23 protein-coding genes are annotated in these 22,111 nt (G+C 60.6%); 10 read left to right on the top strand and 13 right to left on the bottom strand.

Annotated features, from left to right (window positions below; all coding sequences use genetic code 11):
• The coding region (locus EN990_RS08545; protein WP_245469174.1) for a molybdopterin-binding protein at positions 1–462 on the top strand (462 nt) is incomplete at its 5' end.
• 13 nt (positions 463–475) lie between these two features.
• Entirely contained in the window at positions 476–2,425 is a 1,950-nt protein-coding gene (locus EN990_RS08550; RefSeq protein WP_127371677.1) for a molybdopterin biosynthesis protein, read from the top strand.
• On the opposite strand, the gene mobA is transcribed toward EN990_RS08550, so the two are convergent.
• Both mobA and EN990_RS08560 read right to left on the bottom strand, forming a co-directional pair.
• Positions 2,409–3,050 (bottom strand): molybdenum cofactor guanylyltransferase MobA, encoded by a 642-nt coding sequence (mobA, locus tag EN990_RS08555; protein WP_164753851.1) that lies wholly within the window; start codon positions 3,048–3,050, stop codon positions 2,409–2,411. The two genes, EN990_RS08550 and mobA, sit on opposite strands and share 17 nt — an antisense overlap.
• Positions 3,040–3,933 (bottom strand): formate dehydrogenase accessory sulfurtransferase FdhD, encoded by an 894-nt coding sequence (locus tag EN990_RS08560; protein ID WP_064994250.1) that lies wholly within the window; start codon positions 3,931–3,933, stop codon positions 3,040–3,042. The genes mobA and EN990_RS08560 overlap by 11 nt, the downstream gene beginning before the upstream one ends.
• A gap of 141 nt (positions 3,934–4,074) precedes the next feature.
• On the opposite strand from EN990_RS08560, the gene glp reads away from it, so the two are divergent.
• The 4 genes from glp to fdhF all read left to right on the top strand — a co-directional run bounded on the left by glp (position 4,075) and on the right by fdhF (position 10,269).
• Positions 4,075–5,331, top strand: coding sequence for a gephyrin-like molybdotransferase Glp (glp, locus tag EN990_RS08565; RefSeq protein ID WP_127368547.1), 1,257 nt, complete (start codon positions 4,075–4,077; stop codon positions 5,329–5,331).
• A gap of 89 nt (positions 5,332–5,420) precedes the next feature.
• Positions 5,421–5,660, top strand: coding sequence for a sulfurtransferase TusA family protein (locus EN990_RS08570; RefSeq protein WP_064994283.1), 240 nt, complete (start codon positions 5,421–5,423; stop codon positions 5,658–5,660).
• A 146-nt stretch (positions 5,661–5,806) separates the two neighbouring features.
• Positions 5,807–7,477, top strand: a complete 1,671-nt coding sequence (locus EN990_RS08575; protein ID WP_127365595.1) for an NAD(P)H-dependent oxidoreductase subunit E — start codon at positions 5,807–5,809, stop codon at positions 7,475–7,477.
• Positions 7,477–10,269: a formate dehydrogenase subunit alpha gene (fdhF, locus tag EN990_RS08580; RefSeq protein WP_127368546.1), complete on the top strand. Its 2,793-nt coding sequence runs from the start codon at positions 7,477–7,479 to the stop codon at positions 10,267–10,269. The genes EN990_RS08575 and fdhF overlap by 1 nt, the downstream gene beginning before the upstream one ends.
• A 396-nt stretch (positions 10,270–10,665) precedes the next feature.
• Here the strand turns inward: fdhF and EN990_RS08585 are convergent, their stop codons facing one another.
• The 6 genes from EN990_RS08585 to EN990_RS08605 all read right to left on the bottom strand — a co-directional run bounded on the left by EN990_RS08585 (position 10,666) and on the right by EN990_RS08605 (position 13,950).
• Positions 10,666–10,911, bottom strand: coding sequence for a DUF982 domain-containing protein (locus EN990_RS08585; RefSeq protein WP_127368545.1), 246 nt, complete (start codon positions 10,909–10,911; stop codon positions 10,666–10,668).
• Between the two features lie 240 nt (positions 10,912–11,151).
• Complete coding sequence (locus tag EN990_RS08590) at positions 11,152–11,427, bottom strand: hypothetical protein (RefSeq protein ID WP_127368544.1); 276 nt, start codon at positions 11,425–11,427, stop codon at positions 11,152–11,154.
• A gap of 699 nt (positions 11,428–12,126) precedes the next feature.
• Positions 12,127–12,270 (bottom strand): hypothetical protein, encoded by a 144-nt coding sequence (locus tag EN990_RS35460; protein ID WP_164753852.1) that lies wholly within the window; start codon positions 12,268–12,270, stop codon positions 12,127–12,129.
• 41 nt (positions 12,271–12,311) lie between these two features.
• Positions 12,312–12,776, bottom strand: a complete 465-nt coding sequence (locus tag EN990_RS08595) for an Rrf2 family transcriptional regulator (RefSeq protein WP_064994256.1) — start codon at positions 12,774–12,776, stop codon at positions 12,312–12,314.
• Positions 12,777–12,823: 47 nt separating this feature from the next.
• The gene (locus EN990_RS08600) at positions 12,824–13,288 is read right to left on the bottom strand and encodes a group III truncated hemoglobin (protein ID WP_127365598.1); all 465 of its coding nucleotides are present in this window, start codon (positions 13,286–13,288) and stop codon (positions 12,824–12,826) included.
• 137 nt (positions 13,289–13,425) lie between these two features.
• Positions 13,426–13,950: a PTS sugar transporter subunit IIA gene (locus EN990_RS08605; protein ID WP_064994257.1), complete on the bottom strand. Its 525-nt coding sequence runs from the start codon at positions 13,948–13,950 to the stop codon at positions 13,426–13,428.
• Positions 13,951–14,370: 420 nt separating this feature from the next.
• On the opposite strand from EN990_RS08605, the gene EN990_RS08610 reads away from it, so the two are divergent.
• The 3 genes from EN990_RS08610 (at position 14,371) to EN990_RS08620 (ending at position 16,247) form a co-directional block, all read left to right on the top strand.
• Positions 14,371–14,784, top strand: coding sequence for a DUF5602 domain-containing protein (locus EN990_RS08610; RefSeq protein ID WP_064994258.1), 414 nt, complete (start codon positions 14,371–14,373; stop codon positions 14,782–14,784).
• Positions 14,781–15,305 (top strand): plastocyanin/azurin family copper-binding protein, encoded by a 525-nt coding sequence (locus EN990_RS08615; RefSeq protein ID WP_164766098.1) that lies wholly within the window; start codon positions 14,781–14,783, stop codon positions 15,303–15,305. The genes EN990_RS08610 and EN990_RS08615 overlap by 4 nt, the downstream gene beginning before the upstream one ends.
• 180 nt (positions 15,306–15,485) lie before the next feature.
• Positions 15,486–16,247, top strand: a complete 762-nt coding sequence (locus EN990_RS08620; protein ID WP_127370081.1) for an ATP-binding protein — start codon at positions 15,486–15,488, stop codon at positions 16,245–16,247.
• A 20-nt stretch (positions 16,248–16,267) separates the two neighbouring features.
• On the opposite strand, the gene EN990_RS08625 is transcribed toward EN990_RS08620, so the two are convergent.
• The gene (locus EN990_RS08625) at positions 16,268–17,122 is read right to left on the bottom strand and encodes a LysR family transcriptional regulator (protein WP_245321858.1); all 855 of its coding nucleotides are present in this window, start codon (positions 17,120–17,122) and stop codon (positions 16,268–16,270) included.
• 434 nt (positions 17,123–17,556) lie between these two features.
• On the opposite strand from EN990_RS08625, the gene EN990_RS08630 reads away from it, so the two are divergent.
• Positions 17,557–18,087: a uracil-DNA glycosylase family protein gene (locus EN990_RS08630; RefSeq protein ID WP_280953819.1), complete on the top strand. Its 531-nt coding sequence runs from the start codon at positions 17,557–17,559 to the stop codon at positions 18,085–18,087.
• Positions 18,088–18,167: 80 nt separating this feature from the next.
• On the opposite strand, the gene EN990_RS08635 is transcribed toward EN990_RS08630, so the two are convergent.
• The 4 genes from EN990_RS08635 to EN990_RS08655 all read right to left on the bottom strand — a co-directional run bounded on the left by EN990_RS08635 (position 18,168) and on the right by EN990_RS08655 (position 21,924).
• A complete protein-coding gene (locus EN990_RS08635) occupies positions 18,168–18,383 on the bottom strand; it encodes a DUF2945 domain-containing protein (RefSeq protein ID WP_064994287.1) in 216 nt (71 codons plus the stop codon).
• Between the two features lie 613 nt (positions 18,384–18,996).
• The gene (locus EN990_RS08645; RefSeq protein WP_127369643.1) at positions 18,997–19,818 is read right to left on the bottom strand and encodes a universal stress protein; all 822 of its coding nucleotides are present in this window, start codon (positions 19,816–19,818) and stop codon (positions 18,997–18,999) included.
• 184 nt (positions 19,819–20,002) lie between these two features.
• Positions 20,003–20,299, bottom strand: coding sequence for a hypothetical protein (locus EN990_RS08650; protein WP_064994261.1), 297 nt, complete (start codon positions 20,297–20,299; stop codon positions 20,003–20,005).
• Between the two features lie 89 nt (positions 20,300–20,388).
• Complete coding sequence (locus EN990_RS08655; RefSeq protein ID WP_127388281.1) at positions 20,389–21,924, bottom strand: FAD-dependent oxidoreductase; 1,536 nt, start codon at positions 21,922–21,924, stop codon at positions 20,389–20,391.
• Positions 21,925–22,111: the final 187 nt, after the last annotated feature.

The following is a 22,111-nucleotide window of genomic DNA, read 5'->3' on the forward strand; positions in this document are numbered from 1 at the left end:
TTGCTGCTCCTGATCGGCGGTACTGGCGATGGCTGCGCCGATGTGACCGCCGAGGCTCTCGCGCGGCGCCGGGTTCTGCTCGCGCATGGCATTGCTCTGCGGCCCGGGGGGACAACGGCGATAGGGCGGCTCGGCAAGACACCGATCGTCGCATTGGCCGGATCGCCGCAACAGGCTTTCGCGGGGTTCCTTGCACTCGTCCAGCCAGTCTTGGACCGCCTGTCGGGCAGATCTGAACGGTCCGGCATTATCTTGCCACTCTCGCGGAAAATTTCATCCGCGGTCGGGCTTTGCGAGATCGTTCTGCTCGCAAAGGAGCGGGATGTGTGGACACCGCTCGCTGTCGGCGACTTTTCGCTGGACGCCATGCGTCTTGCCGACGCCTGGCTTGCAGTTCCTGACGATAGCGAGGGGTATGCCGCCGGCACGCCTGTCGCCGCCGTTCCGCTCCGCAACTTTTGATCGGTGTTCCGCCATGACGCATTCTCCAACATCGGCCCAGCAGAACAGCGGCCAGGAGCAGTTCCTGACCATACTATCGCGCGAAGCTGCACTGGCGCGCTTCGAGGCCGAGCTGTTTCCCCGCCCACTACCGACCGAGAAGCGGACGCTGGCCAACGCGCTGGGGCTGGTTCTTGCCGAGGACGTCGCAGCGCCGGTCGACGTGCCGCCGTTCGACCGCTCAAATGTCGACGGCTTCGCGGTGCGTGCAGCCGACCTCGCCGTCGCCTCTGAACCGCGTCCCGTTCGGCTTGCGCTCAATGCGGAAGCGATTGCCTGCGGCACGGTTCCGCAGTTGCCCGTTCTGACCGGCACCGCCACGTCCATCGCAACCGGCGGACCGCTGCCCCGCGGCGCGGACGCGATCGTCATGGTGGAGCACACCCATCCCGCCGGGTTGAGTGCCATTGAGGTGGCCCGCAGCATCTCGCCCGGCCAGTTTATCTCCAACGCGGGATCGGACATGGCGCGAGGAGAAGTCTTGCTGCGTGCCGGAACCGAAATCGGCTCGCGCGAGATCGGCATGCTCGCTGCCTGCGGAATCGCACAGCTGACAGTGGCTCGCAGGCCACGCGTGGCCGTGATCTCCACGGGCGATGAACTCGTTCAGCCGGGCGAGCCGTTGCGACCGGCCGGCATCTATGATGCCAACGGCCCGATCATCGCTGCGGCTGTCACTGAAAATGGCGGCGAGGCGCATTTTCTCGGCGCCTTTCCCGACGACGAGGCGAAACTTGAGAAGGCTATGCGCGAGGCGCTCGCCGCCCACGACGTGCTGATCCTGTCGGGCGGCACGTCCAAAGGGGCAGGGGATGTCACGCATCGCATTATCGGCCGACTGGGCAAGCCCGGTATCATCGCCCACGGCGTGGCACTGAAACCCGGAAAGCCACTTTGCCTGGCTGTGTGCGAGGGCAAGCCGGTCATCATCCTGCCGGGATTTCCGACCTCGGCCATGTTCACCTTCCATGACATGGTGGTACCCGCCCTGCGGCGCATGGCGGGGCTGCCGCCGCGCGTCGATACTCAGGTCACCGCAAGCCTTCCGTTGCGGATTCCTTCCGAACTCGGGCGGACCGAATTCGCCATGGTTTCCCTTGTGCAAGGGCAGGGAGGATTGACGGCCTATCCGACCGGCAAGGGCTCGGGAGCGATAACATCCTTTACCCAGGCGGACGGCTTCATCCGCATCGAGGCACTCGCCGATCACGTGCCTGCCGGTGCCGACGTGGCGGTGACGCTGTTCACGCCGCGGGTCCGCGTTCCCGACCTCGTCGTCATCGGCAGTCATTGCGTCGGCCTCGATCTGGTCGTTGGCGAACTTTCGCGCCGCGGGATTTCAGTGCGCTCGCTGCCTGTGGGAAGCCTGGGCGGTCTTGCAGCGGCCAAGCGCGGCGAGTGCGATCTCGCCCCCATCCATCTCTTCGACCCGAAGACGCGGATTTACAACGCGCCTTTCCTCGGTGACGGTCTCGAACTCGTGCCAGGCTGGCGGCGCATGCAAGGTTTGGTATTCCGCCAAGGGGACGAGCGTTTCGAGGGCCTCGGCGCGGAGGAGGCGGTCCGTGCGGCGCTCGCCGACCGCGATTGCATGATGGTCAACCGCAACCAAGGCTCGGGAACGCGCATCCTGATCGACCAGCTCCTCGGCGTGGAACGCCCGGACGGCTACTGGAATCAGCCGCGCTCGCACAATGCCGTCGCCGCGGCGGTGGCGCAAGAGCGCGCCGACTGGGGTGTCACCATCGCGCCCGTCGCGCGTGCGGCGGGGCTCGGTTTTATCGTGCTGACCGAAGAGCACTACGACTTCGCAATGATCTCTGCGCGAAAGGAACGGCCTTCGGTGCACGCATTCCTCGAGGCTCTCCGGACCGACGAGGTCCTTCTGGGCCTGGAGCGCGCTGGGTTCAGCCGGCCGGGTTAGCAGAAAGCAACGCGGCCAGGCGCTCAGCTTCGGCAAGATCCTCGACCGTGTTGGCGTTGAAGAACGGGTCCACCGGCTCGACGGGCCAGGATACGGTGGCAAGGCGCTGGCGGGCGGTCCACCGGTCAATCTTGCGGAGACCCTCGTTGGTCAACGCATGCCGCAATTCATCCCGCAGCGCGACTTTCCAGAGCCCGATGACCGGATGCGCCTGGCCGCCGGATGCCGCCACCGCCAAGTCTGCTTTCTCTGTGATGCGCGCCTGCTGGAGGCGTGCAACGAGGTCGCTCGGCAGGAAGGGACAATCGCCGGCAGCGCTGACCACCCATTCTACACCCGGCCTGTTCCCCGCCGTCCAATCGAGTGCGGCGAGTATGCCGGCAAGAGGTCCCGGATAGCTCTCGATCGTGTCGGCGGCAACGGGCAGGCCAAAGCGGGCGAAGCGAGCGGGGTCGCCATTGGCGTTAAGAACGAGCCCGTCGCATTGCGGCGCTAGCCGTTCGATGACATGCTCAAGCATCGTTCGTCCGCCGATCACACGCGTCGGCTTGTCTCCGCCGCCCATGCGCCGACCCAGACCGCCGGCGAGCACCACGCCCAGCGTTACGGTTCCCTCAGTCGTCATGCTCGGCACCCTTGCGGCGGTGGCGCGGCGCTTCCTCACCGACCGAAGCGAGGTCCTGGTCGAAGACGATCCGCTCCTGGCCCGAAAGCACGGTGAAGCGCTTGCCGCGCGCCCGGCCGACCAGCGTCAGCCCCACCTGGCGGGCCAGCGCCACGCCCCAGGCTGTGAAGCCGGAGCGCGAGATCAATATCGGAATGCCCATCCGTACCGTCTTGATCGTCATCTCGGAGGTCAGCCGCCCGGTCGTGTAGATGATCTTGTCTGCCGGATCGACGGTGTGGCGGTACATCCAGCCAGCGATCTTGTCGACGGCGTTATGGCGCCCGACGTCCTCCATATAGCAGATTGGCGTGCCCTCCCTGCAAAGGACGCAGCCATGAATCGCGCCTGCTTCCAGATAGAGCGACGGCGTGGTGTTGATCTTGCGCGTCAGCTCGTAGAGCCAGGAGGTGCGAAGCTCAGCGGGCGGAAGTGTGATGTCCTCGATCGCCTCCAACACGTCGCCGAACGCAGTGCCTTGGGCGCAACCCGAGGTCTGCGTCCGCTTTCTGAGCTTCTGCTCGTAGTCGGTGTTGCGCTCGGTGCGAACGACCACGACCTGCAGGTCTTCGTCATACTCGACATCCGTCACCACGTCGTCAGGCAGAAGCATGTTCTGGTTCAGCAGATAGCCAAGCGCAAGATATTCAGGGTAATCGTTGACCGTCATCATGGTGACGATCTCCTGCGCGTTGAGATAGAGCGTCAGGGCACGTTCTATCGGTACGCGGACCTCCACCGTCGCGCCTGTATGGTCGACGCCCGCGACCAACTCGGTCAGCCGTCGGTCTTGCGGGTCGGGTGTGATGATGGCGTGTTCGGGTTGGCGTCTCATCAAATGCATGGCAGTCTCCTGACGTCGTATTCTGGCTCGCCACTGCTCTGGCCTGATGTATCTTACAGGTGTTCAACCGAAGCTAATTAAAAAAAGCTCGGATTGATGCGATTGCTGCCAAGGCGGCACCCTCGTGCAATTGGAACATAAATGGCGCAAATCTCGGATGACTGCTTCGCTTTCGGCGGACCGATGCGGCCCATCGACGAGACCGCCGCGCTCATCGCCTCGAAACTGAGTGCTGTGCAGGAGGTCGAGGCGGTCTCGCTCGTGCTGGCGGATGGACGCTTCCTGGCGAGGAAGATGGTCGCACCGCTGCCGCTGCCACCCTTCACAAATTCCGCGGTCGATGGGTATGCCGTGCGAGGGGCCGACCTGCCGCAAACCGTCAAAACGGCGTTCGCCGTTGCCGGGAGGGTTCAGGCCGGCATGGCGCCGGATGAACCTGTGCTGCCCGGCCAAACGATGCGCATTTTCACTGGCGCTCCAATGCCCAAGGGGGCCGATACAGTGTTCATGCAGGAAGATGTGAGCGTGGACGGATCTGGCCGGGTCATTCTCCCGCCCGGCTTGAAAACGGGTGCCAATGTCCGTCCTATGGGTGAGGATGTCGCACTGGGTGAAGGCGTCCTCCCAGCCGGCCACCGGCTGCGGCCGCAAGATGTCGCGCTGGCCGCCGCATTGGGATTCATCGAACTCCAGGTCAAGCGCAGGATACGTGTCGCAGTGTTCTCGACCGGGGACGAAATCGTTGCGCCTGGAGACCTGCGCGGACCAGCGCAGCTTTTCGACTCGAACCGCTTCATGCTTACGGCAATGCTCGCTCGGCTCTGCTGCGACGTCACCGATCTCGGTATCCTGATGGATGACAGCCGCCTGATTGCCGAAAAGCTGCGCGAAGCGGCATCGAGCCATGACCTGATCCTGACTTCGGGCGGTGTGTCGACGGGCGAGGCCGACTGCGTGAAGGCCGCTGTCGAGAGCGCCGGAACCTTGGTGTTCTGGCGCGTCGCGATCAAGCCGGGCCGGCCCGTCGCCATGGGCGTGATCGATGGAATCCCGCTGATCGGACTTCCTGGCAATCCGGTGGCAAGCTTCGTCACCTTCGCCCATATTGCCCGCCCTGCGATCCTCGCCCTCGTCGGGGCGCGGCAGCAACCGCCGATCCCGATCGCTGTGCGGGCCGGCTTTTCTTACAGCAAGAAGCAGGGACGGCGCGAGTATGTACGAGCAAACGTGCACGCGACCGCGGATGGTTCCTACGAGGCGACGAAGTTCCCCCGAGAAGGCGCCGGACTGCTTTCATCTCTGGTCGCCACGGACGGTCTCGTCGAACTGGGTGAGGAGATAGTCCATGTCGAGCCGGGCCACACGGTCAACTTCCTCGCCTATTCCAGTCTTCTGTGACAGCCGTCCGGCCGCGCCAGAAGCAGGAGCCAAGACCCCAACGCTCCAATTGACGATGCCACGCCCCGTCGGGCATCATGCTGGCCATGATGACCACGACGAAGCTGGATCTGACCGGGCTTAAATGCCCCTTGCCCGCACTGAAGACGCGTAAGGCGCTGAAAGCCTTGAGGCCAGGCGATCGGCTCGAGGTTCACTGCACGGACCCACTGGCGGTCATCGACATACCAAATCTTCTCACTGAAATGGGAGAACGCCTTGAATCGACGGAACGCGACGACGATCGGATCGTGTTCGTGATCGAAAAAGCGCAAGCTGCGACGATCTGAAGGGTTGCACCACATCTCCCGCGGTTCCACGATATGACCTGGCAACGCCCAGCCTTGGTCGTGCAGGGAACATATCGTGCCTCATAGTCGACATCATGGTCCGCCGGATATCGTTACGAGGTAAGGGGCACGCGGGAGGCGAGCACATGACGATGCAGGAACAGCGGCGGCGTGATCGCGGACCAAAGGGCAGGCCGCTGGATGACGCCGCGCTCGCCGAGGTCCAGGCGCTGCTTGGCGCGCGCCAGCGACGGCGCGACTTGCTGATTGAATTCCTCCACCTTATCCAGGACCGATATGGCTGCCTGTCAGCGCGGCATTTGCGGGCGCTGGCACAAGATATGCGTTTGTCGCAGGCAGAGGTCTACGAGGTGGCGACGTTCTACGACCATTTCGACGTCGTGAAGGAAGGCGAGATGCCGCCGGCGCCGCTGACAATCCGTGTGTGCGATTCAGTGAGTTGCATGCTGGCAGGCGCCGAGACGCTCCTGGCCGAATTGCAAGCGGGCGCCGATCCGGCGATCAGGGTCATGCGCGCGCCCTGCATGGGCCGCTGCGCTGGCGCGCCGGCCGCACGTATCGGTAATCGCGAGGTCGACCAGGCAACTGCCGAGGCCCTGCTGCGCATGGCCGCGGCAGCGGAGACCGATGTAAGCATACCCGATTATGTGGGACTGGAGGCGTATCGCCAGGCAGGAGGCTACCAGCTTTTGCAGCAGGTACGGATTGGGACGCTGAACACAGACCAGCTCATCGCCACCCTGGGCGATGCGGGCTTGAGGGGCCTGGGCGGTGCTGGTTTCCCTGCCGGCAAGAAGTGGCAGATCGTGCGCTCCTATCCGGGCCCGCGCCTGATGTCGATCAATGGCGACGAGGGCGAGCCCGGCACCTTCAAGGACCGCATCTATCTCGAGCAAGATCCGCACCGTGCCTTTGAGGGTGCATTGATTGCAGCGCACGCGGTCGAGGCGGAACGGATCTATCTTTACATGCGTGACGAATACCCTGCGGTGCTCGCCATTCTTCGTCAGGAGATCGCCGCACTCGAAGCTACCGGCATCGTCAAGCCGGGGTTCATCGAACTCCGCCGCGGCGCTGGTGCGTATATCTGCGGCGAGGAGAGTGCGATGCTGGAAAGCATCGAGGGCAAGCGCGGCATGCCGCGCCACCGCCCCCCCTACATCGCCGAGGTCGGCCTGTTCGGACGACCGACGCTCAACCACAATGTCGAGACGCTCTGGTGGATCCGCGACATCGTCGAAAAGGGCGCGCAATGGTTCGCTACGCAGGGCAAGCCCGGCCACCCCGGCATCCGCTCATGGTCCGTTTCCGGCCGCGTGAAAAATCCCGGCGTCAAGCTGGCGCCGGCCGGCGTAACGGTACGCGAATTGATCAACGACTATTGCGGCGGCATGGCGGACGGTCATGAGTTCAAGGCCTATTTGCCGGGCGGCGCCTCAGGCGGTATCCTGCCAGCGACACTGGGCGACATTCCGCTCGATTTCGGCGGCGATCTGGCCAAGCAGGGCGCCTTCGTCGGCTCCCATGCTATCGTCGTGTTCTCGCGGGCCGACAATATAAAGCAGGTCACGCTCAATCTGATGAAATTCTTCAAGCATGAGAGCTGCGGGAAGTGTACGCCTTGTCGCGACGGGACCGAAAAGTTGGTGGCTCTCTTGCAGGAGCAGGGTCTGATGCCGGAAGACAAGATTCGCGACCTCGAAATGGTCATGCGCGATTCGTCGATCTGCGGCCTGGGCCAGGCAGCGCCCAATCCGGTCAATCATTTGCTGACGCATTTCCGGAGTGACCTCTGATGGCCGAGAGCACGGTATTCACCCTCGATGGGCAAACCGTAAGCGCCACCCCTGGCGAGACTATCTGGGATGTCGCCAAGCGCCAGGGTACAAAAATTCCGCATCTGTGCCATGTCGACATGCCGGGTTATCGTCCCGACGGCAATTGCCGCGCCTGCATGGTCGACATCGAAGGCGAGCGCGTGCTGGCTGCCTCCTGCGTTCGCCAGCCTTCTGCCGGCATGGTCGTGAAAACCGATACCGAACGCGCCCGCAAATCACGCGAGATGGTATTCGAGCTCCTCGCAAGCAACATGCGATCGGCGAGCGACGGTCCAGACAACCTGTCTGCGTTCTGGCAATGGGCCGGTTCGATGGGAATTTCGGGCAGCCGATACCGTTCCAAGTTCACCGAGGAGGGGCTAGCGCCAGAATTCGACATCACCAATCCGGCCATTGCCGTCAATCTCGACGCCTGCATCACCTGCGGCGCTTGCGTGCGCGCCTGCCGCGAGGTGCAGGTCAACGACGTGATCGGCATGGCCGAGCGCGGAAATCACTCGGTTCCTGTCTTCGATATGCACGACCCCATGGGCCTGTCGACCTGCGTCAGCTGCGGCGAATGCGTCCAGGCTTGCCCGACTGGTGCGCTCTACGAGAAATCGCTGATGGACGAAACCGGCAAGACCCGTGTCGTCCAAGCGTTCGACAAGCTTGTCGACACGGTCTGCCCGTTTTGCGGCGTCGGCTGCCAGACGCGCGTCGCCGTCAAGGACAATAAAATCGTCCAGGTCGACGGCCGCAATGGTCCGGCGAACGAGAACCGGCTCTGCGTCAAGGGCCGCTTTGGCTTCGACTATGTGATGTCGCCCGAACGGCTGACGAAGCCGCTGATCCGCCGCGACGATGCGCCGAAAGCCGGCGACATCGATCTGCGCGATGTCGACCCGCTCACCGTGTTCCGCGAGGCCACCTGGGAAGAAGCGCTGGAGCGCGCTGCCAGCGGGCTGAAGCGCATTCGCGACGACCATGGCGGCAACGCACTGGCCGGCTTCGGCTCCGCCAAGGGCTCGAACGAGGAGGCCTATCTCTTCCAGAAATTCGTTCGGCAGGCATTCGGGACCAACAATGTCGACCATTGCACCCGGCTCTGCCATGCCTCATCGGTGGCCGCTCTGATGGAGGGCGTTGGCTCTGGCGCGGTCTCGGCGCCTTTCATGGATGCCATGAAGGCCGAATGCGTGATCATCATCGGCGCGCGGCCGGCGACAAATCATCCAGTGGCGGCGACTTATTTTAAGCAAGCGGCAAAGCGCGGCACCAAGCTGATCGTGATAGACCCGCGCGGCCAGGAACTGATGCGCCACGCGACCTACAGCCTCCGCTTCAAGCCAGGCAGCGACGTGGCGATGCTGAACGCGCTGCTGCACGTCATCATCGACGAGAGGCTCTATGACCAGCAGTACATCCAGGCCAACGTCTCCGGCTTCGAGGCATTGAAGGCAAAGGTGAAGGATTTCTCGCCCGAGGCGATGGCTCCCGTCTGCGGCATCGAGGCCGGTGTGCTGCGCGATGTGGCACGCACCTATGCCAAGGCGGAGCGTTCGATGATCTTTTGGGGCATGGGCATTTCGCAGCACACCCACGGAACGGACAATTCGCGCTGCCTGATCGCGCTGGCGCTGATCACCGGCCATGTCGGGCGCGCCGGCACAGGGCTCCATCCGCTGCGCGGCCAGAACAACGTCCAGGGCGCCTCGGACGCGGGCCTCATCCCGATGTATTTCCCCGACTACAAATCGGTGGAGAATGCCGATATCCGCGGCCAGTACGAGAATTTCTGGGGCCAGGCGCTCGACCCCAAACGCGGCTTGACCGTCGTCGAGATCGTCGACGCGATCCATGACGGCGAGATCCGGGGCATGTACATTATGGGCGAGAACCCGGCCATGTCCGATCCCGACCAGAGCCATGCGCGCGCCGCACTCGCCAAGCTTGAGCATCTGGTAGTTCAGGACATCTTCCTGACCGAAACCGCATGGCACGCCGACGTGGTGCTCCCGGCCTCCGCGCATGCGGAGAAACTCGGCACCTACACCAACACAAACAGGCAGGTGCAGATCGGCCGACCCGCCGTCAACCTGCCCGGCGAGGCGCGGCAGGATCTCGATCTCATCATCGAGCTTGCCAGACGCATGGGGCTGGACTGGAACTACAAACACGTTTCGGATGTCTTCGGCGAAATGGCGCAAGTAATGCCGTCGCTGAAGCATATTTCCTGGGAGCGCATCGAACGCGAGGAGTCCGTCGTCTATCCTGCCGATGGTCCTGATGTTCCTGGCAACGAGATCGTCTTCACCACCGGGTTCCCGACCGCGGATGGCCGCGGGCGCATCGTGCCCGCCGACCTCCTGCCCCCCGACGAGGTGCCCGACGACGAATATCCTCTGGTGCTAACCACCGGGCGCTTGCTGGAGCACTGGCACACGGGCGCCATGACACGCCGCGCCGGGGTGCTCAACGCGATCGAGCCCTACGGCATTGCTGCGATGAATCCCTACGAGATCAGGCGCCGCGGCCTTGCGCAGGGGGACGTGATAAACGTAGAAACGCGGCGCGGCGTCGTCGAAGCCATTCTGCGGGCCGATCGAGAGGTCGCCGATGGCATGGTGTTCATGCCGTTCTGCTTTAACGAGAGCCCGGCCAACATGCTTACCAATCCTATGCTCGATCCTTACGGCAAGATCCCCGAGTTCAAATATTGTGCCGCGCGGATCGTGCCGGCATCGAGATCGGTCGAAGCTGCCGAATGATGTTGGAAACTGCCCGCTGACGTAGCTTGGTCGATGGCTGACTTGACGAATGCCATTTGCTCTACCGCCGCCGCATTGCCGGAGTCCGGAAGGCGCCAACCCACGTTGCAGGCCTTTGCGAAGATCGATAGATCGGAAAGCGCCGTTGCCGCCCAGACTCAGTCCACGCTTATTCCGAAGATACTCACTCGGCGTCCTCCTCATAGGTTTGTTTGGGCTGAAGGCGACGCGAGATGCATTCTAACGGAACGGTGCCGGCTTGCTTGCTTCAGTTTTCCGAGCGCCAGCCGAAGCACAGAAGCTCACCGCCGGCTTTCCGTTTTTCATTCTGAGTATGTAAGCAGGTCGACGCGTTCATGGGCGCTGAACCGCGGGGCAAGCTCTTGTCACCGCAACTCACCCGACCAACATGCGCGCTTCCCGCGCTGCTTCAATAAAAGCGTCTCTGGCGATGTCAGCCGGAACGTTGCCATTCAACGCCTGCTGGCATGCTCGTAGTGTAGATCGATGCTTGGCGCTTCCTTCGTTGCGCCACTTGTCGTTGAGCAAGTCAAAAGCCTCACGAGCGTTGGTAAGGTTTCGGATGTCGCCGCTGATGCCGGTGGCAACGGCTACAGGTTTGGAAAACCACGCTTCATACATGGGAAAGCCTCTGACGCGCACAGCTCACAACGCACGTCACAACACGGAGTTTCATCATCACGCATCACCGTCCCGCGAAAGCCGGGCTGTCTGAATATCGGTCGCGTCCGCTACTTTCAGCCTTCGGGAGGTATGCCAGGCGGGACCGTCCTAAAATGCCCCCCTGGGGTCGGCGGAGCCGCGTCCGTCGTAAAATGGCAGGTAATTGTGCCTGCCATTTTGATTCGCAAAAAGCCCCATTCAGTTGGCGCCGCCAAGTTGCTTGGTCATCTTGCAGAAATTGTCGTGATTTTTGGCTATGGCTTCGTCGCCACACTCCTTCATCATCCCGGCTCGGTCCTCGTCGTTCATCGCCATCCACGCGCTCCTGAAGTCGGCTTGCGATTTCAAGGTCTTCATGGTGGAGTCGGTGTGAAAGGGCGCCATTTTTGCCGGTTCGTCAAGCGCACCCGCAAATGCTACGCCAGCTACAGTTGTGAGAGCCGCCGCTCCCATGCAAAGTATTTTGATGCTCACGATCGTTTTCTCCTAACTGATTTGCGATCGCCTCACAACGATCGAGGTTAGGCTAAAGCTCAAGTCCTTCGTGAAGCAAATGAATTTTATGATTAAATATCTGCAGTTTCTATGTTGATCTCTTGCGCAGTTTATAGGGCTCAAAAAAAGATCAACTAGTGCCATTTATTCCAAAGTTCTTCTGGGTGGTGCGCGGGTATCCACCTGCTCGACAAATGAAGGCGAGCTTTGCGTCCCTGGCTCGACGGAGCAGCGATTGTGGCCCATCACCCTGTCGTTGTAAGATAAGCTACGCGTCCCACATAGGTGTTGCGTCGAGCGTTTCTCCCCATTCGTCGACGCGTTCCCCTCAGGAGGTATTTACCTTCAAACCTGGCCGGGCTTATCAGTCCGGCCTTTTTTAGCTCACGAACTCACTTCATCGAACTGAGGAGTCTCGGACCTGATTGTACTTAGACACCGACACCGATGGCGTACACAGTCCGGCCACGTACCGCCGTCGCAAACCTGGCGCCATATTGTCGCCTAATACGCGATTGTCTTCGGCGGACACCAGGCTCAAGTGGACTCTGTTCTGCGACAACATGTCCCCAGCGGCGACATCACGAGAGTGCCCGCGCCCTACATTGGCGTCACGCGGGCGCTTGACTGCACGAATGCTGCTGAACGATGTTCTAACACAGCGTCATGCGTCGCCAACTAGACAAACATCATGACGACAATCGCGCCGAGGACTATCAACACAAGCCCGCCAAGAAGCATTGGCAGCAGGCTGTTGTCGGGGTCGATACCGGAATCGATCTCTCTCGGTAACGGCTTTTCCTTCATCTTTGAGTCAGGCATGGGCGTCTCCATCGGAGCAAAACGGGCACGTAACGAAATAATCATGAGACGTTGTGCGCCGCACCGTTGCCAGCGGGTCTTTTCGGGCTGCCAAGGAAGTCCTTCGGCGCCAGCATGATGTCGGCCAGCGTATAGCGGTCCAGGGTGCTCTGGAACGAGGCAATCGCTTCACCAAACATCCCTGAAAGCTTGCAAGAGGCAGTTAGTACACATTGGTTTCCATCAGTCGCGAAACATTCAACCAGTGCGAAATCCGGCTCCGTCAACCGCACGACGTCGCCGATCCGGATCATCTCGGGCCGCTGTCCGAGAACAAGCCCGCCGGAACGGCCACGGATGGCTTTCAGATAGCCGCTGCGGGTGAGGGTATTGGCGACCTTGTTCAGGTGCGTCTTCGATATGTTGAAGGTGCGCGCAGCTTCCTCGATCGTGACCAGCCGGTCACCGGCGGAGGCGGCGTACATCAGCATTCGCAACGCGTAGTCTGAGAAGGCAGTCAGCCGCATGCATCTCTCCTGCTGTTGGCGCGAGAATCCTTACCAACCAGTCTGCATCAAAGGTCCTTCTCGACAATAGGTGCGAGGCCAATCGTGGTCTCACCGCGGTTGAAGGCAATCGCTAAACGGAAACTGTGCGCGATACGAAGCGCTCGGTCCATAAAGAGCGCTGCCACCTCGGGCGGGCAAATGCGGCGAACCGTTTTGCGAAACAACTTTAACCAGCGACGGAAATGCGTCTCGCCGAGGCCGGCTATAGCCAGGTGTGGCGGCAGTGGCCGCCCCTCATATCGGGACGTCCGAAGCAACGTCGCAGACCAGAAGTCACACATCTTCGCTAGATGCTGTGGCCAACTGTCTGGCTCGATCCGATCGTGGAAAATGGGGCCGAGAAGGTCATCATGTCGAATTTCGCCGTAAAAACCGTGGACCACCTCGCGGATCGTTGTCTCATCAAGCAACTCTGGCAATGGGACGCCGTCGACGACGATCGTCCTCCTGCTCTGATCATTCTGGCTCATCTGTTTGCTCCTGGCTTCCTCTGTCCCATCCAAGCGGGTTCAAGCCTTGGCTCGCCCATGATGATCGCCATAAAACATAGATTGTCAATCTATCTTTGCGAAACCTCCCAAGGTCCGCCCCAACGTGGCCTGGGGACCTAGGCGTTGCTGAACTGCCTAGACATTGCGGTGTAAGGTCCGACACGGGAAGTATGCAAATTGGGAGGGAATTCCTGATGCGATTCAGTTTCGAGGATCGCCAACACCTCATCAGATGACCGTGCCTGCCGGAGATGTTCCCGAACCTGAGATGCCCGAAACAGCCGGCACATTTGCGAAAGGGCAGGGAGAAAGGCGGAAGTGGCAGAACGCGGCCAGAGCACGGTGTAAATGAGATCTACACGATCGTCGTCTGGGCCCTCGAAATCAATGGGCTGGGCCAAGCGTGTCAAAGACGCGACCGGCGAATAGATTGTGCTGAGTAGAGCGTGCGGGATCGCGACGCCACGGCCGATGCCGGTCGAGCCGAGATGCTCGCGGTCGAAAAGACCACGCAGAACCACCTGCTGGTCAATCCCAGTTCTTCGCGCAATCCTAATCGCGATTTTTGACAAGGCTGATTGCTTTCCCTTTGTCACAAGGTCAAGCGAGATGTCTTCTTCTGACAGGATGGGGGAGATCATGAGCGTCAATCTTCGTGTCGTTCCAAACGCGCAGTGATCAGTCGCACTGCTTAAGCAGGGCTCTGTTCACTTTCGGATGAAGTGGAATCCTGGCTGTCCCGGCCGCGAAGGCAGTGCCTTCTCGCGTCCGGGTTAAGAGCCCATTTTGAGGTGGATTGGCTCTCGCCGGAAATGGAGGCTGAAGATATCCATGGCAATTCACAGGTAGTGAAGGATTTCCGGAAATCAAGCAAACAGTGCGGGCGGCGCAAGCAGAATTACTGCACTGAAATGCCAGCTAATTTCGTTTGACGAAAATAGGGGCCTCCTACTTACTGGCAGGGCGCGACAGGCGGTATCAACAAGCTAAACAACGATTTCGTGTACCGGTCTCCTAAATTGTCGGCATCGTGACTTTTGAATTCAACAAGGAGATAACCTATGAAGAAGCTCGCCCTCGCACTTGTCGTGACAATGGCCAGCTCGCTTTGCGCCATGGCGGCGTCTGAGGTCACCAAATCCCCGCCAGCAGCGCCTTACCAACAGGTCAGCAAGCTTGTGAAGCTGCCCGACTTCCTACCTGGCATGGGTCAACTTTTTGTCGATCCGGCGACACTGCCGGCCGGTCCGTTCCTTGCCTATGATCACGACGGCAAAATTGTCAGCACCATCTATATGCTGCCGATCAAAGATCTCAATCCGGACAAACGCTTTGACAACCTCGCCGCGCCCGGCGGCAATGTCGACCATGTCGACGTCTACTACAATGCCGGTCATCCAGGCGTCGAAGAGCCGCATGTCCACATTGTGCTGTGGCATGTCCCAGCCGCAGACGAGGCGCGGGTCGCCAAATGACACTCACGCGCCGTGAGATATTGGGCGCGGGCGGCGGTCTCGCCGCCGCCCTTTCCCTGCCTTCTCTGTCGGTATGGGCCGGCGAGGTGGTCAAAATCAAGATGCGAGGGCGCGGCGACGGTTCACAAGTCTGGTTCGATCCGATTGGCATTCTGATCAAACCGGGTCAGACGGTCCGCTGGACCAATCTCAATCCTGGCAATTCGCACACAACCACAGCCTACCACCCGGCAAACTTCGAGCGACCGCTTCGCATGCCCAAGGCGGCAAAACCATGGGATTCCGACTACCTCCTGCCCAAGGAAAGCTTTTCGGTTACCTTCACCGAGCAGGGGGTGTACGATTATTATTGTGTCCCGCATGAGCATGCCGGGATGGTCGGCCGCATCATCGTCGGCGAACCAGAGGTACACGGCTGGTCTGAAATGGTCGGAGCAAATGGCGACCTACCGGAGGAGACCCTCAAGGCATTCCCGACTGTCGAAGACATTATGACGAAAAGGGTCGTCCGGCGTGCTTAGATCATGCTCATGAAAGGTACGGCCCTCAGCAACAAATGAGACAGAATACGACGATATTGATGGGAGCGCGGGTTGCTCGGGTGTCGTCAGTGACCTTTAGGGGCGACTTCTATGACAGGCTGTGTGTTTCCGTGTGAAACTCAACGACCATCTCGGGCCGAACGCGACGCGCGCACTCCGATGCCGGACACGACTCTCTATCTCCGAACTGCAGTCGAGCAACGCGAACGTGCGACGCACCGGCTTGCTGCGCTGGGCGAAATGACAGGCGGTATTGCCCATGATTTCAGAAATCTCCTGGCAGTAATCCAATCCGGGCTCGGGCTCGCGGAGCGGAGAGCTGACGCACCCGAAAGCGTGCGTGCCTACATTGCCGCAGCGCGGGAAGGGATCGATCGAGGGATCGAGCTAACGTCACAGCTACTCGCCTTCGCAAAGCATCAGGAACTCGATGCCCATGCTGGCAATTTGAATGAGTTCCTCAAGTCTTTCGCGCCCCTCTTAAGGTATGGCGCCGGTCCCGATGTCCGCGTCAAGCTGGAGCTTGGTTCCGACGTCCCGGACTGCTTGATCGACCCAGCGCTGTTCGACGCTGCAGTGCTTAATCTCGTCATAAACGCGCGAGATGCGATGCCAGGTGGCGGGGAGATTCACGTCATCACTGAGCGATTCGTGCAGACCACCATGACACCTGACCCACCCGGGCCGGGTACCTACGCACGCGTTCGCGTCAAAGACCATGGTTGCGGCATGGCTCCGGAAGTTTTGCGGAAGGTGTTCGATCCTTTCTTCACCACAAAGGGTGAGAAGGGCACCGGGATAGGGATGTTGCAAGTAAAGGCATTGGCGCAGGCGGTTAATGGTCGGATCCGGATAAGGAGTGAACCAGGGATTGGGACAACAGTGGATCTCCTGTTCCCGTCAATCCAAGCGGACACTTAGACGCCCAAAAAGAGCTCCTATTATTTGTCGGCTCTTGCAACGGAATGCAATCCTGTCAGGGCAGGACCTACTACGCTCTCATCCGCATTTGCGGATTGCACCGCGTAAACCGGATAGGAGAACTGCGGCATTTCGGGCACAAGGTGCAGCCGGCCGGCCACTACGTGAGGCTGCACAGAGCTCATCCTGAAATATCCAGAGCCACCCGCCGCAAGAACATAGTTCAATGCGAGCGGGCCGAGATCGAAAGTAAGATCGGGCGCAGCAGTTGGGAAACTCATCCCGTGGTGATGTCCAAAGTCCGGACCCCAATCCATATAGACATAATCAGACCCATCCAGGAGGCGCGCTTCGGAATTGGTGGTCGCAAACACGAGTTTTTCTTCCAGAAGCAGATCGATTTTCAGGCCGGGTCGATGCTGGGGCGCGTACATGATCGCCACGTCGACGAGCCCGGATGCGACTTGTTTGATCAAGTCCTGCGGCACATCGACGTGCACACGAAGCGCGATATCCGGAAGGGATTGACGCATCCATCGGACCCAGTCGAGCAGAAGGGGTTGGGCAAGGCTGACTTCGCTGCCGACCGTCAGAACAGCTCGGCGTCCCGAGGGCACGGCAACCTGGTGAAGGGTGCGTTGCCACAACTGGACGAACATCGGGGCGTGGCGCAGGAACTGCTCGCCGGCGGGAGTGAGCGAAGCGCCGCCCTTGTGGCGGACGAAAAGCTGGCGACCCAGTTGCTGCTCGAGGTTACGGATTCGTGCGCTTACGGTCGTCTGGGCGACGTTCAAGCGCTCAGAGGCCCGAATGAAACTCCCTGTCGAAACGATTTCGATAAAAGTGCGAGCGAGCTCGATGTCCATGGCGATCATAACATGAAAACTGCGTTAAAAGGTCAATCGAAATCATTTGTCGGATAGATGCCGTCCAGATCTGGCTTCGGAAACCGTTGTTCGGCGAGGTTGACGCGGCCACAGCTAGGCGGGACATGTCGACCAAACAGTCGACGCAGCCCAATCTGGTGTCGGGGCTTTGCCTCACCGCGGCGAACGGTCGCGCTGCGCCAGTGGCGGCTGGTCTCATCTTACCCTGGTTCCCACATTCAATGGTCAGTCGTTAAACTGATCGTAGGGTAAGACACCAACAGGTTTAGAACGATTTGGTAGAGGTTGCTGCAACTAGGCCCGGCCTGGGGAGCCCCGAAACACGCGCTAGGTCGGAAGCGCCGCAACTTGACGTGTTGCTTTCGAGCGTTCGTGCCTGTCGCGCCTGTGCTGGGGAATTCAGCCATGAACCGCGCCCGGTGGTGCAGGTCACTTCCGAGACCCGGCTCTTGATCTGTGGCCAAGCCCCAGGACGACGGGTGCATGAGTGCGGATTGCCGTTCGACGACCCCTCAGGTGACCGCTTGCGCGCGTGGCTTGGGCTGGATCGCAGCGTCTTCTATGGGGATTCGCGAATTGGCGTGGCTCCGATGGCGTTCTGCTTTCCTGGGACCAATCCCAAAGGGGGCGACCACCCGCCACCGTCCCGGTGTGCCGCTCTCTGGCGACGGTCGCTTCTGGCGTGCTTGCCTAGAGTGGAACTGACGCTCCTGGTCGGCGGTTACGCTCAACGGTGGGCGCTGCAACACGCCTCGGGGAGGTCGATGACCGCGACCGTTGCCGCGTGGCGCACCTATGGTCCGGCAGTCATCCCGCTGCCCCATCCCTCGTGGCGCAGTACAGCCTGGCTGCGTCGCAACCCGTGGTTCGAGAACGAATTGGTGCCTCACCTGCGCACCCGGGTTTCTGCTGTCCTGGGCAGCGCGGCTGCTCCTCACGAGCCGGCGGCATGATAAGCGTGCGGTGGACTCGGCACCGGATCGTCCGAAAGTTCTGTCCGTGTTCAGGGAGACCCGTCCACGCGTTGCTCCCGTCAGTCGCTTAATCGGGTCAGCACCTGGCCGCGGTGCAGGGCCACGTGGTCGGTCTTGCTGCTCTTGATCTCGTATTGAGGAGACTGCGGGCTCGCGTGATGCGTGTGGCCTTTATAGTCTATATCTTGGGTATGAATCCGAATGATCGTTCCGTGGACGCGACCTGCCTCCGAGTTCCAACTCACCCGATCCCCGACTTCAAATGTTTTCGTCATCGAGACGGTCGCGGGTCGGCGTCGTGGTGCCTTCTTGTGTTCCGTCATTTCTCGGTGCTCCGCCTGGGTAGGGTCAATTTTGGCGCATTTGGCTGAGGCTTGGCAGTCACCCGTTCTTGCCCATCGCCTAGGCTGGCGCCGCACCCGAACCCTTATGTACGCGTCAGTTTGCTCGACATCATAGCAGGGGATTGATGATAGGGCAGGGGCGCGGACCGCTTCCCCCCTTGCGCAGACTCAAACAGGCGTGATGCCAAAGGGCAACGCACATTATCCTCCACGAGGAGCCATCGGCCAAAGGTGCGCCGTAGTGTGTACAGACCGATCCAACGGCGAATATTTCCTCGCCCCGACGTGCCAGCAAGACAGGCTCGTTGCCGACATAGCCGGAGAGCATGGCGCCATCTGCGAGTTGGCTCAGAGGGATGCCTTTGCCGAAGTCCGGACGGTCAGTATCAGGTGTATCGGAGTTCATGAAGGGCCTCCTTACTCAGGCCGACACCGTGGACATGCAACTGGCTCGGGGGACGGCACGACGAAAATCCTACAGCGGGCAAAGTCCTTGTCACGTTATTCAGCTTGACCGAGCGTATCGATCGTTCGAGCAACGTGATCAATTCGACATCACCCGGTTCAGCCGATCATTTTCAAGCAGCGAGCGGGTAGCCCCGCCGAAGATCCACTCCCTGAACCTGCTATGACCGTAGGCGCCGGATATGACCAGATCCGCACGCATTGCGTCGGCCACATCGGCGATCGTTCCGCCATCGGATTTCTCCGGAAACACTTCCGCCTTCGCCTTTACGCCGTGAAAAGAAAGGAAGGCGACAACATCGTCCAGGCTATTCGAGGTTTCATCGGTCGCGTCATCGTCGATCGTGGTTATACGAACCTCCTTGGCCATTTGCAGAAACGGCATGGCATCAGCAACCGCACGCCTAGCTTCACGGGTGTCCTTCCACCCGACAAGAACCTTGTTGATCCGGATATTTTCCTGGTTGGTGGAGGCGACAAATACAGGTCGTCCTGCCTGAAGGATTAGATTGCCCAGGTCGGTGGAACGATGAATGTTGCCAGAAGAGGCACCTTCGGGCGACGCTGTGACAATGAGATCGGCCACACGCGCCGAGTCGATCAGCAAGCGGGTCGGATTGCCCACCGTCCCGCGCCATTCCGTCTCAACCGTCGCGCCAGCAAGACCTTCGAATTCCGCGCGGAGATCCTCGAGTCGCCGCTCGATGTTCTTCCGCTGGCGCAGCATGTTCTCACCGTCGAATGCGACGCCTCCTTCCATTACGATGGGTGGGGGAACATCGGCAGCCGAAAGGCCGATCAGACGCGCATCGAACCGCCGAGCCAGATCGACACCGAGCTTGATGACAGGAGCAACCATACCATCGATGTCGAGATTGAGAACGATTGACTTGTAGGCCATTGGACTTCCTTCCGGGATTGGGTAATGAGCCTCGGCCAAGGACGAACGGCGACGTGCCGCGAAAATGCGCCGCGACAACTGGTATCAGGCGTTAGAAAGGCGTCCTGCGCTGGGAGCCGTCGTCGCACCGATCATCGCAACGAAGCAGCTCGTCGCCTGGCGCCGCCCGTCAAAGCTCCTCGCCCTACTCAAACACGAGATTAGCTGTGCCTCTTTTTGCGATCAGCATTCGCCGGGCATCCTGGATTCGCTCAGCCTGTAGTTTGGAATAGGGGCCCATCGGCTTGGTCGTTTTGTTACCGCGACGGACCTGACAGTACCACTGGCTGCCGTTCGAGAAGATTTCAACCGAGGTCGGCGTCATGTTGGACGCTTCCTTGCCGACCGTCTTGATGATTTTGACGAACGTTGAATAATGTTGCGCGGGCGCGACCGTGCTCATACCGTTAGTGGTGCTAAGTTCCTGTTGCACTGTGGACATAATTCGAACTCCTTTCGATCATGACGGCATTCCGCTCAGCCATTTCTGATTGCGCTCTTCTTCGAACTGCGGTGCCCGAGAGCGCTCTGCTAGGTCGCCATCTGGTGCTCCATTTCCACCTCGGCCTCCAGACTTTCGATGTCGCGGAAGATCGAAGCGACAGCCAGCGTGCGTCCTTCGCGCTTGAAGCGCAGCAGGCAATCCCTGGAGGCGATATTCCCATCGACCGCGATCTCGTCCCATCGCTCCGCATGACCGACATAGTTGATGGGAACATCGTAATGCTGACTCCAGAAGAACGGCACGCCGTTGAATTTGTCGCGTTGGCCGAGCATGTTGAGGGCCGCGGTTCGTCCCTGCCTCTCTGCAACCACCCAATGCTCGACCCGAATTGTCTCACCGCTGTGGGGATCGCGCCATCGCGCAATATCGCCGGCCGCGAATACCCCTGGCTCGCTCGTTTCCAGAAAGGCGTCCACAACAACGCCGTGATCAACGACCAGCCCCGCCGTTTCGGCAAGTCTGATCCGCGGCCGCACGCCGATGCCGACGACGACGAAATCTGCCGCCAATGAGCCGCCACTGCTGAGATTTACCTTCTTGGCGTCGATGCTGCTCGCTGTATTCTCGAGATGGAATACGACGCCATGCTCTTCATGCAGGGCGCGGATGAAGTCGCCCATTTGCGGGCCGAGGACGCGCTCCATGGGTCGTTTTTCCGGCGCCACGACATGAACTTCGATCGCGCGCGCGCGCAGAGCCGCGGCAACTTCCAGGCCAATGAAACTGGCGCCAAGCACGACCGCGCGACGGGCAGTCGCGGCATGCTCGATGATCGCCTTGCAGTCTGCGAACGAGCGCAGCGTGTGAACGTGCGGCAAGTCGGCGCCGGGGATGGTCAGGCGGACGGGTTCGGCGCCGGTCGCAAGCAGCAGCCTGTGGTAAGGAACCCTTCTTTCATCAGCGAGGACGACCTCGAGGGAACGCAGGTCGATATCAACGGCCTTCGTGTCGAGACGCAGGTCGATGTTGTTTTTTGAATAGAATTTCTCCCCGCGGAGCGGAATCCAGTCCTCCGGCGATTTTCCCGCGAGGTAGTCTTTGGAGAGGTTCGGCCGGTCGACGGGCGCCGATTGGTCCTCGCTAATCATCACGATGCTGCCCTGGAACTGCTCGCGCCGCAGCATGTCGGCCGCTGCGAAACCCGCGGCGCCTCCGCCGACAATGACGATCTTCTCGGGGACTTGGCTGGAGCCTCCAGAACGCGGTTTCGGAACCATCCGTTTGATTTTCTCGCCGACGAATATCCGATCATCGCGTTGTTCCACCGACCAGCAGGCGAGTGGATTGAAGGCGGGGGCGCGCAAAGCCTCGCCTGTGCGCAAATCGAAGCACGCATGATGCCAAGGACACCGGACGGTATCCTCCACCACAAGACCCTCGACGAGCGGCCCGCCGTAATGCGTGCAGGTCGCCCCGACGGCGAAGACCTCCGCCCCGCGGCGCACAAGCAGCACCTGCTCATCGCCGCAATGGCCGACAAGCTTTGCGCCATCGGGAAGATCGGACAACGCGATCCCCTGGACCAGATCCGGCCCGTTCGGTTTGTTATGGCCTTCAGGCATTTTCTTCTCCTTTGGCGATCAGGTGTTGAAATCGCCTATACCGACGAGAAGCGGGAACTCAGGCCCGCCAGCCTCTGAATACCTTCACCTGATTGTGCGTCTTCAGGCTCTCGGCACCGCTTGTGCTAAACGTGCAGCCATGGACTCGATGCCGATTGGACGTCTGTTGTCCGTAGTTTCTCGCCAT

Origin of the sequence: Mesorhizobium sp. M7A.F.Ca.US.005.03.1.1 (assembly GCF_003997975.1) — a bacterium.
Lineage (GTDB): Bacteria > Pseudomonadota > Alphaproteobacteria > Rhizobiales > Rhizobiaceae > Mesorhizobium > Mesorhizobium ciceri.

Excerpts from the sequence above, each read along its gene's own strand:
- EN990_RS08550 (WP_127371677.1), top strand. The coding sequence starts at position 476 with ATGACGCATTCTCCAACATCGGCCCAGCAGAACAGCGGCCAGGAGCAG.
- mobA (WP_164753851.1), bottom strand. The coding sequence starts at position 3,050 with ATGACGACTGAGGGAACCGTAACGCTGGGCGTGGTGCTCGCCGGCGGT.
- EN990_RS08560 (WP_064994250.1), bottom strand. The coding sequence starts at position 3,933 with ATGCATTTGATGAGACGCCAACCCGAACACGCCATCATCACACCCGAC.
- glp (WP_127368547.1), top strand. The coding sequence starts at position 4,075 with ATGGCGCAAATCTCGGATGACTGCTTCGCTTTCGGCGGACCGATGCGG.
- EN990_RS08570 (WP_064994283.1), top strand. The coding sequence starts at position 5,421 with ATGACCACGACGAAGCTGGATCTGACCGGGCTTAAATGCCCCTTGCCC.
- EN990_RS08575 (WP_127365595.1), top strand. The coding sequence starts at position 5,807 with ATGACGATGCAGGAACAGCGGCGGCGTGATCGCGGACCAAAGGGCAGG.
- fdhF (WP_127368546.1), top strand. The coding sequence starts at position 7,477 with ATGGCCGAGAGCACGGTATTCACCCTCGATGGGCAAACCGTAAGCGCC.
- EN990_RS08585 (WP_127368545.1), bottom strand. The coding sequence starts at position 10,911 with ATGTATGAAGCGTGGTTTTCCAAACCTGTAGCCGTTGCCACCGGCATC.
- EN990_RS35460 (WP_164753852.1), bottom strand. The coding sequence starts at position 12,270 with ATGCCTGACTCAAAGATGAAGGAAAAGCCGTTACCGAGAGAGATCGAT.
- EN990_RS08595 (WP_064994256.1), bottom strand. The coding sequence starts at position 12,776 with ATGCGGCTGACTGCCTTCTCAGACTACGCGTTGCGAATGCTGATGTAC.
- EN990_RS08600 (WP_127365598.1), bottom strand. The coding sequence starts at position 13,288 with ATGAGCCAGAATGATCAGAGCAGGAGGACGATCGTCGTCGACGGCGTC.
- EN990_RS08605 (WP_064994257.1), bottom strand. The coding sequence starts at position 13,950 with ATGATCTCCCCCATCCTGTCAGAAGAAGACATCTCGCTTGACCTTGTG.
- EN990_RS08610 (WP_064994258.1), top strand. The coding sequence starts at position 14,371 with ATGAAGAAGCTCGCCCTCGCACTTGTCGTGACAATGGCCAGCTCGCTT.
- EN990_RS08615 (WP_164766098.1), top strand. The coding sequence starts at position 14,781 with ATGACACTCACGCGCCGTGAGATATTGGGCGCGGGCGGCGGTCTCGCC.
- EN990_RS08620 (WP_127370081.1), top strand. The coding sequence starts at position 15,486 with ATGCCGGACACGACTCTCTATCTCCGAACTGCAGTCGAGCAACGCGAA.
- EN990_RS08625 (WP_245321858.1), bottom strand. The coding sequence starts at position 17,122 with ATGATCGCCATGGACATCGAGCTCGCTCGCACTTTTATCGAAATCGTT.
- EN990_RS08635 (WP_064994287.1), bottom strand. The coding sequence starts at position 18,383 with ATGACGAAAACATTTGAAGTCGGGGATCGGGTGAGTTGGAACTCGGAG.
- EN990_RS08645 (WP_127369643.1), bottom strand. The coding sequence starts at position 19,818 with ATGGCCTACAAGTCAATCGTTCTCAATCTCGACATCGATGGTATGGTT.
- EN990_RS08650 (WP_064994261.1), bottom strand. The coding sequence starts at position 20,299 with ATGTCCACAGTGCAACAGGAACTTAGCACCACTAACGGTATGAGCACG.
- EN990_RS08655 (WP_127388281.1), bottom strand. The coding sequence starts at position 21,924 with ATGCCTGAAGGCCATAACAAACCGAACGGGCCGGATCTGGTCCAGGGG.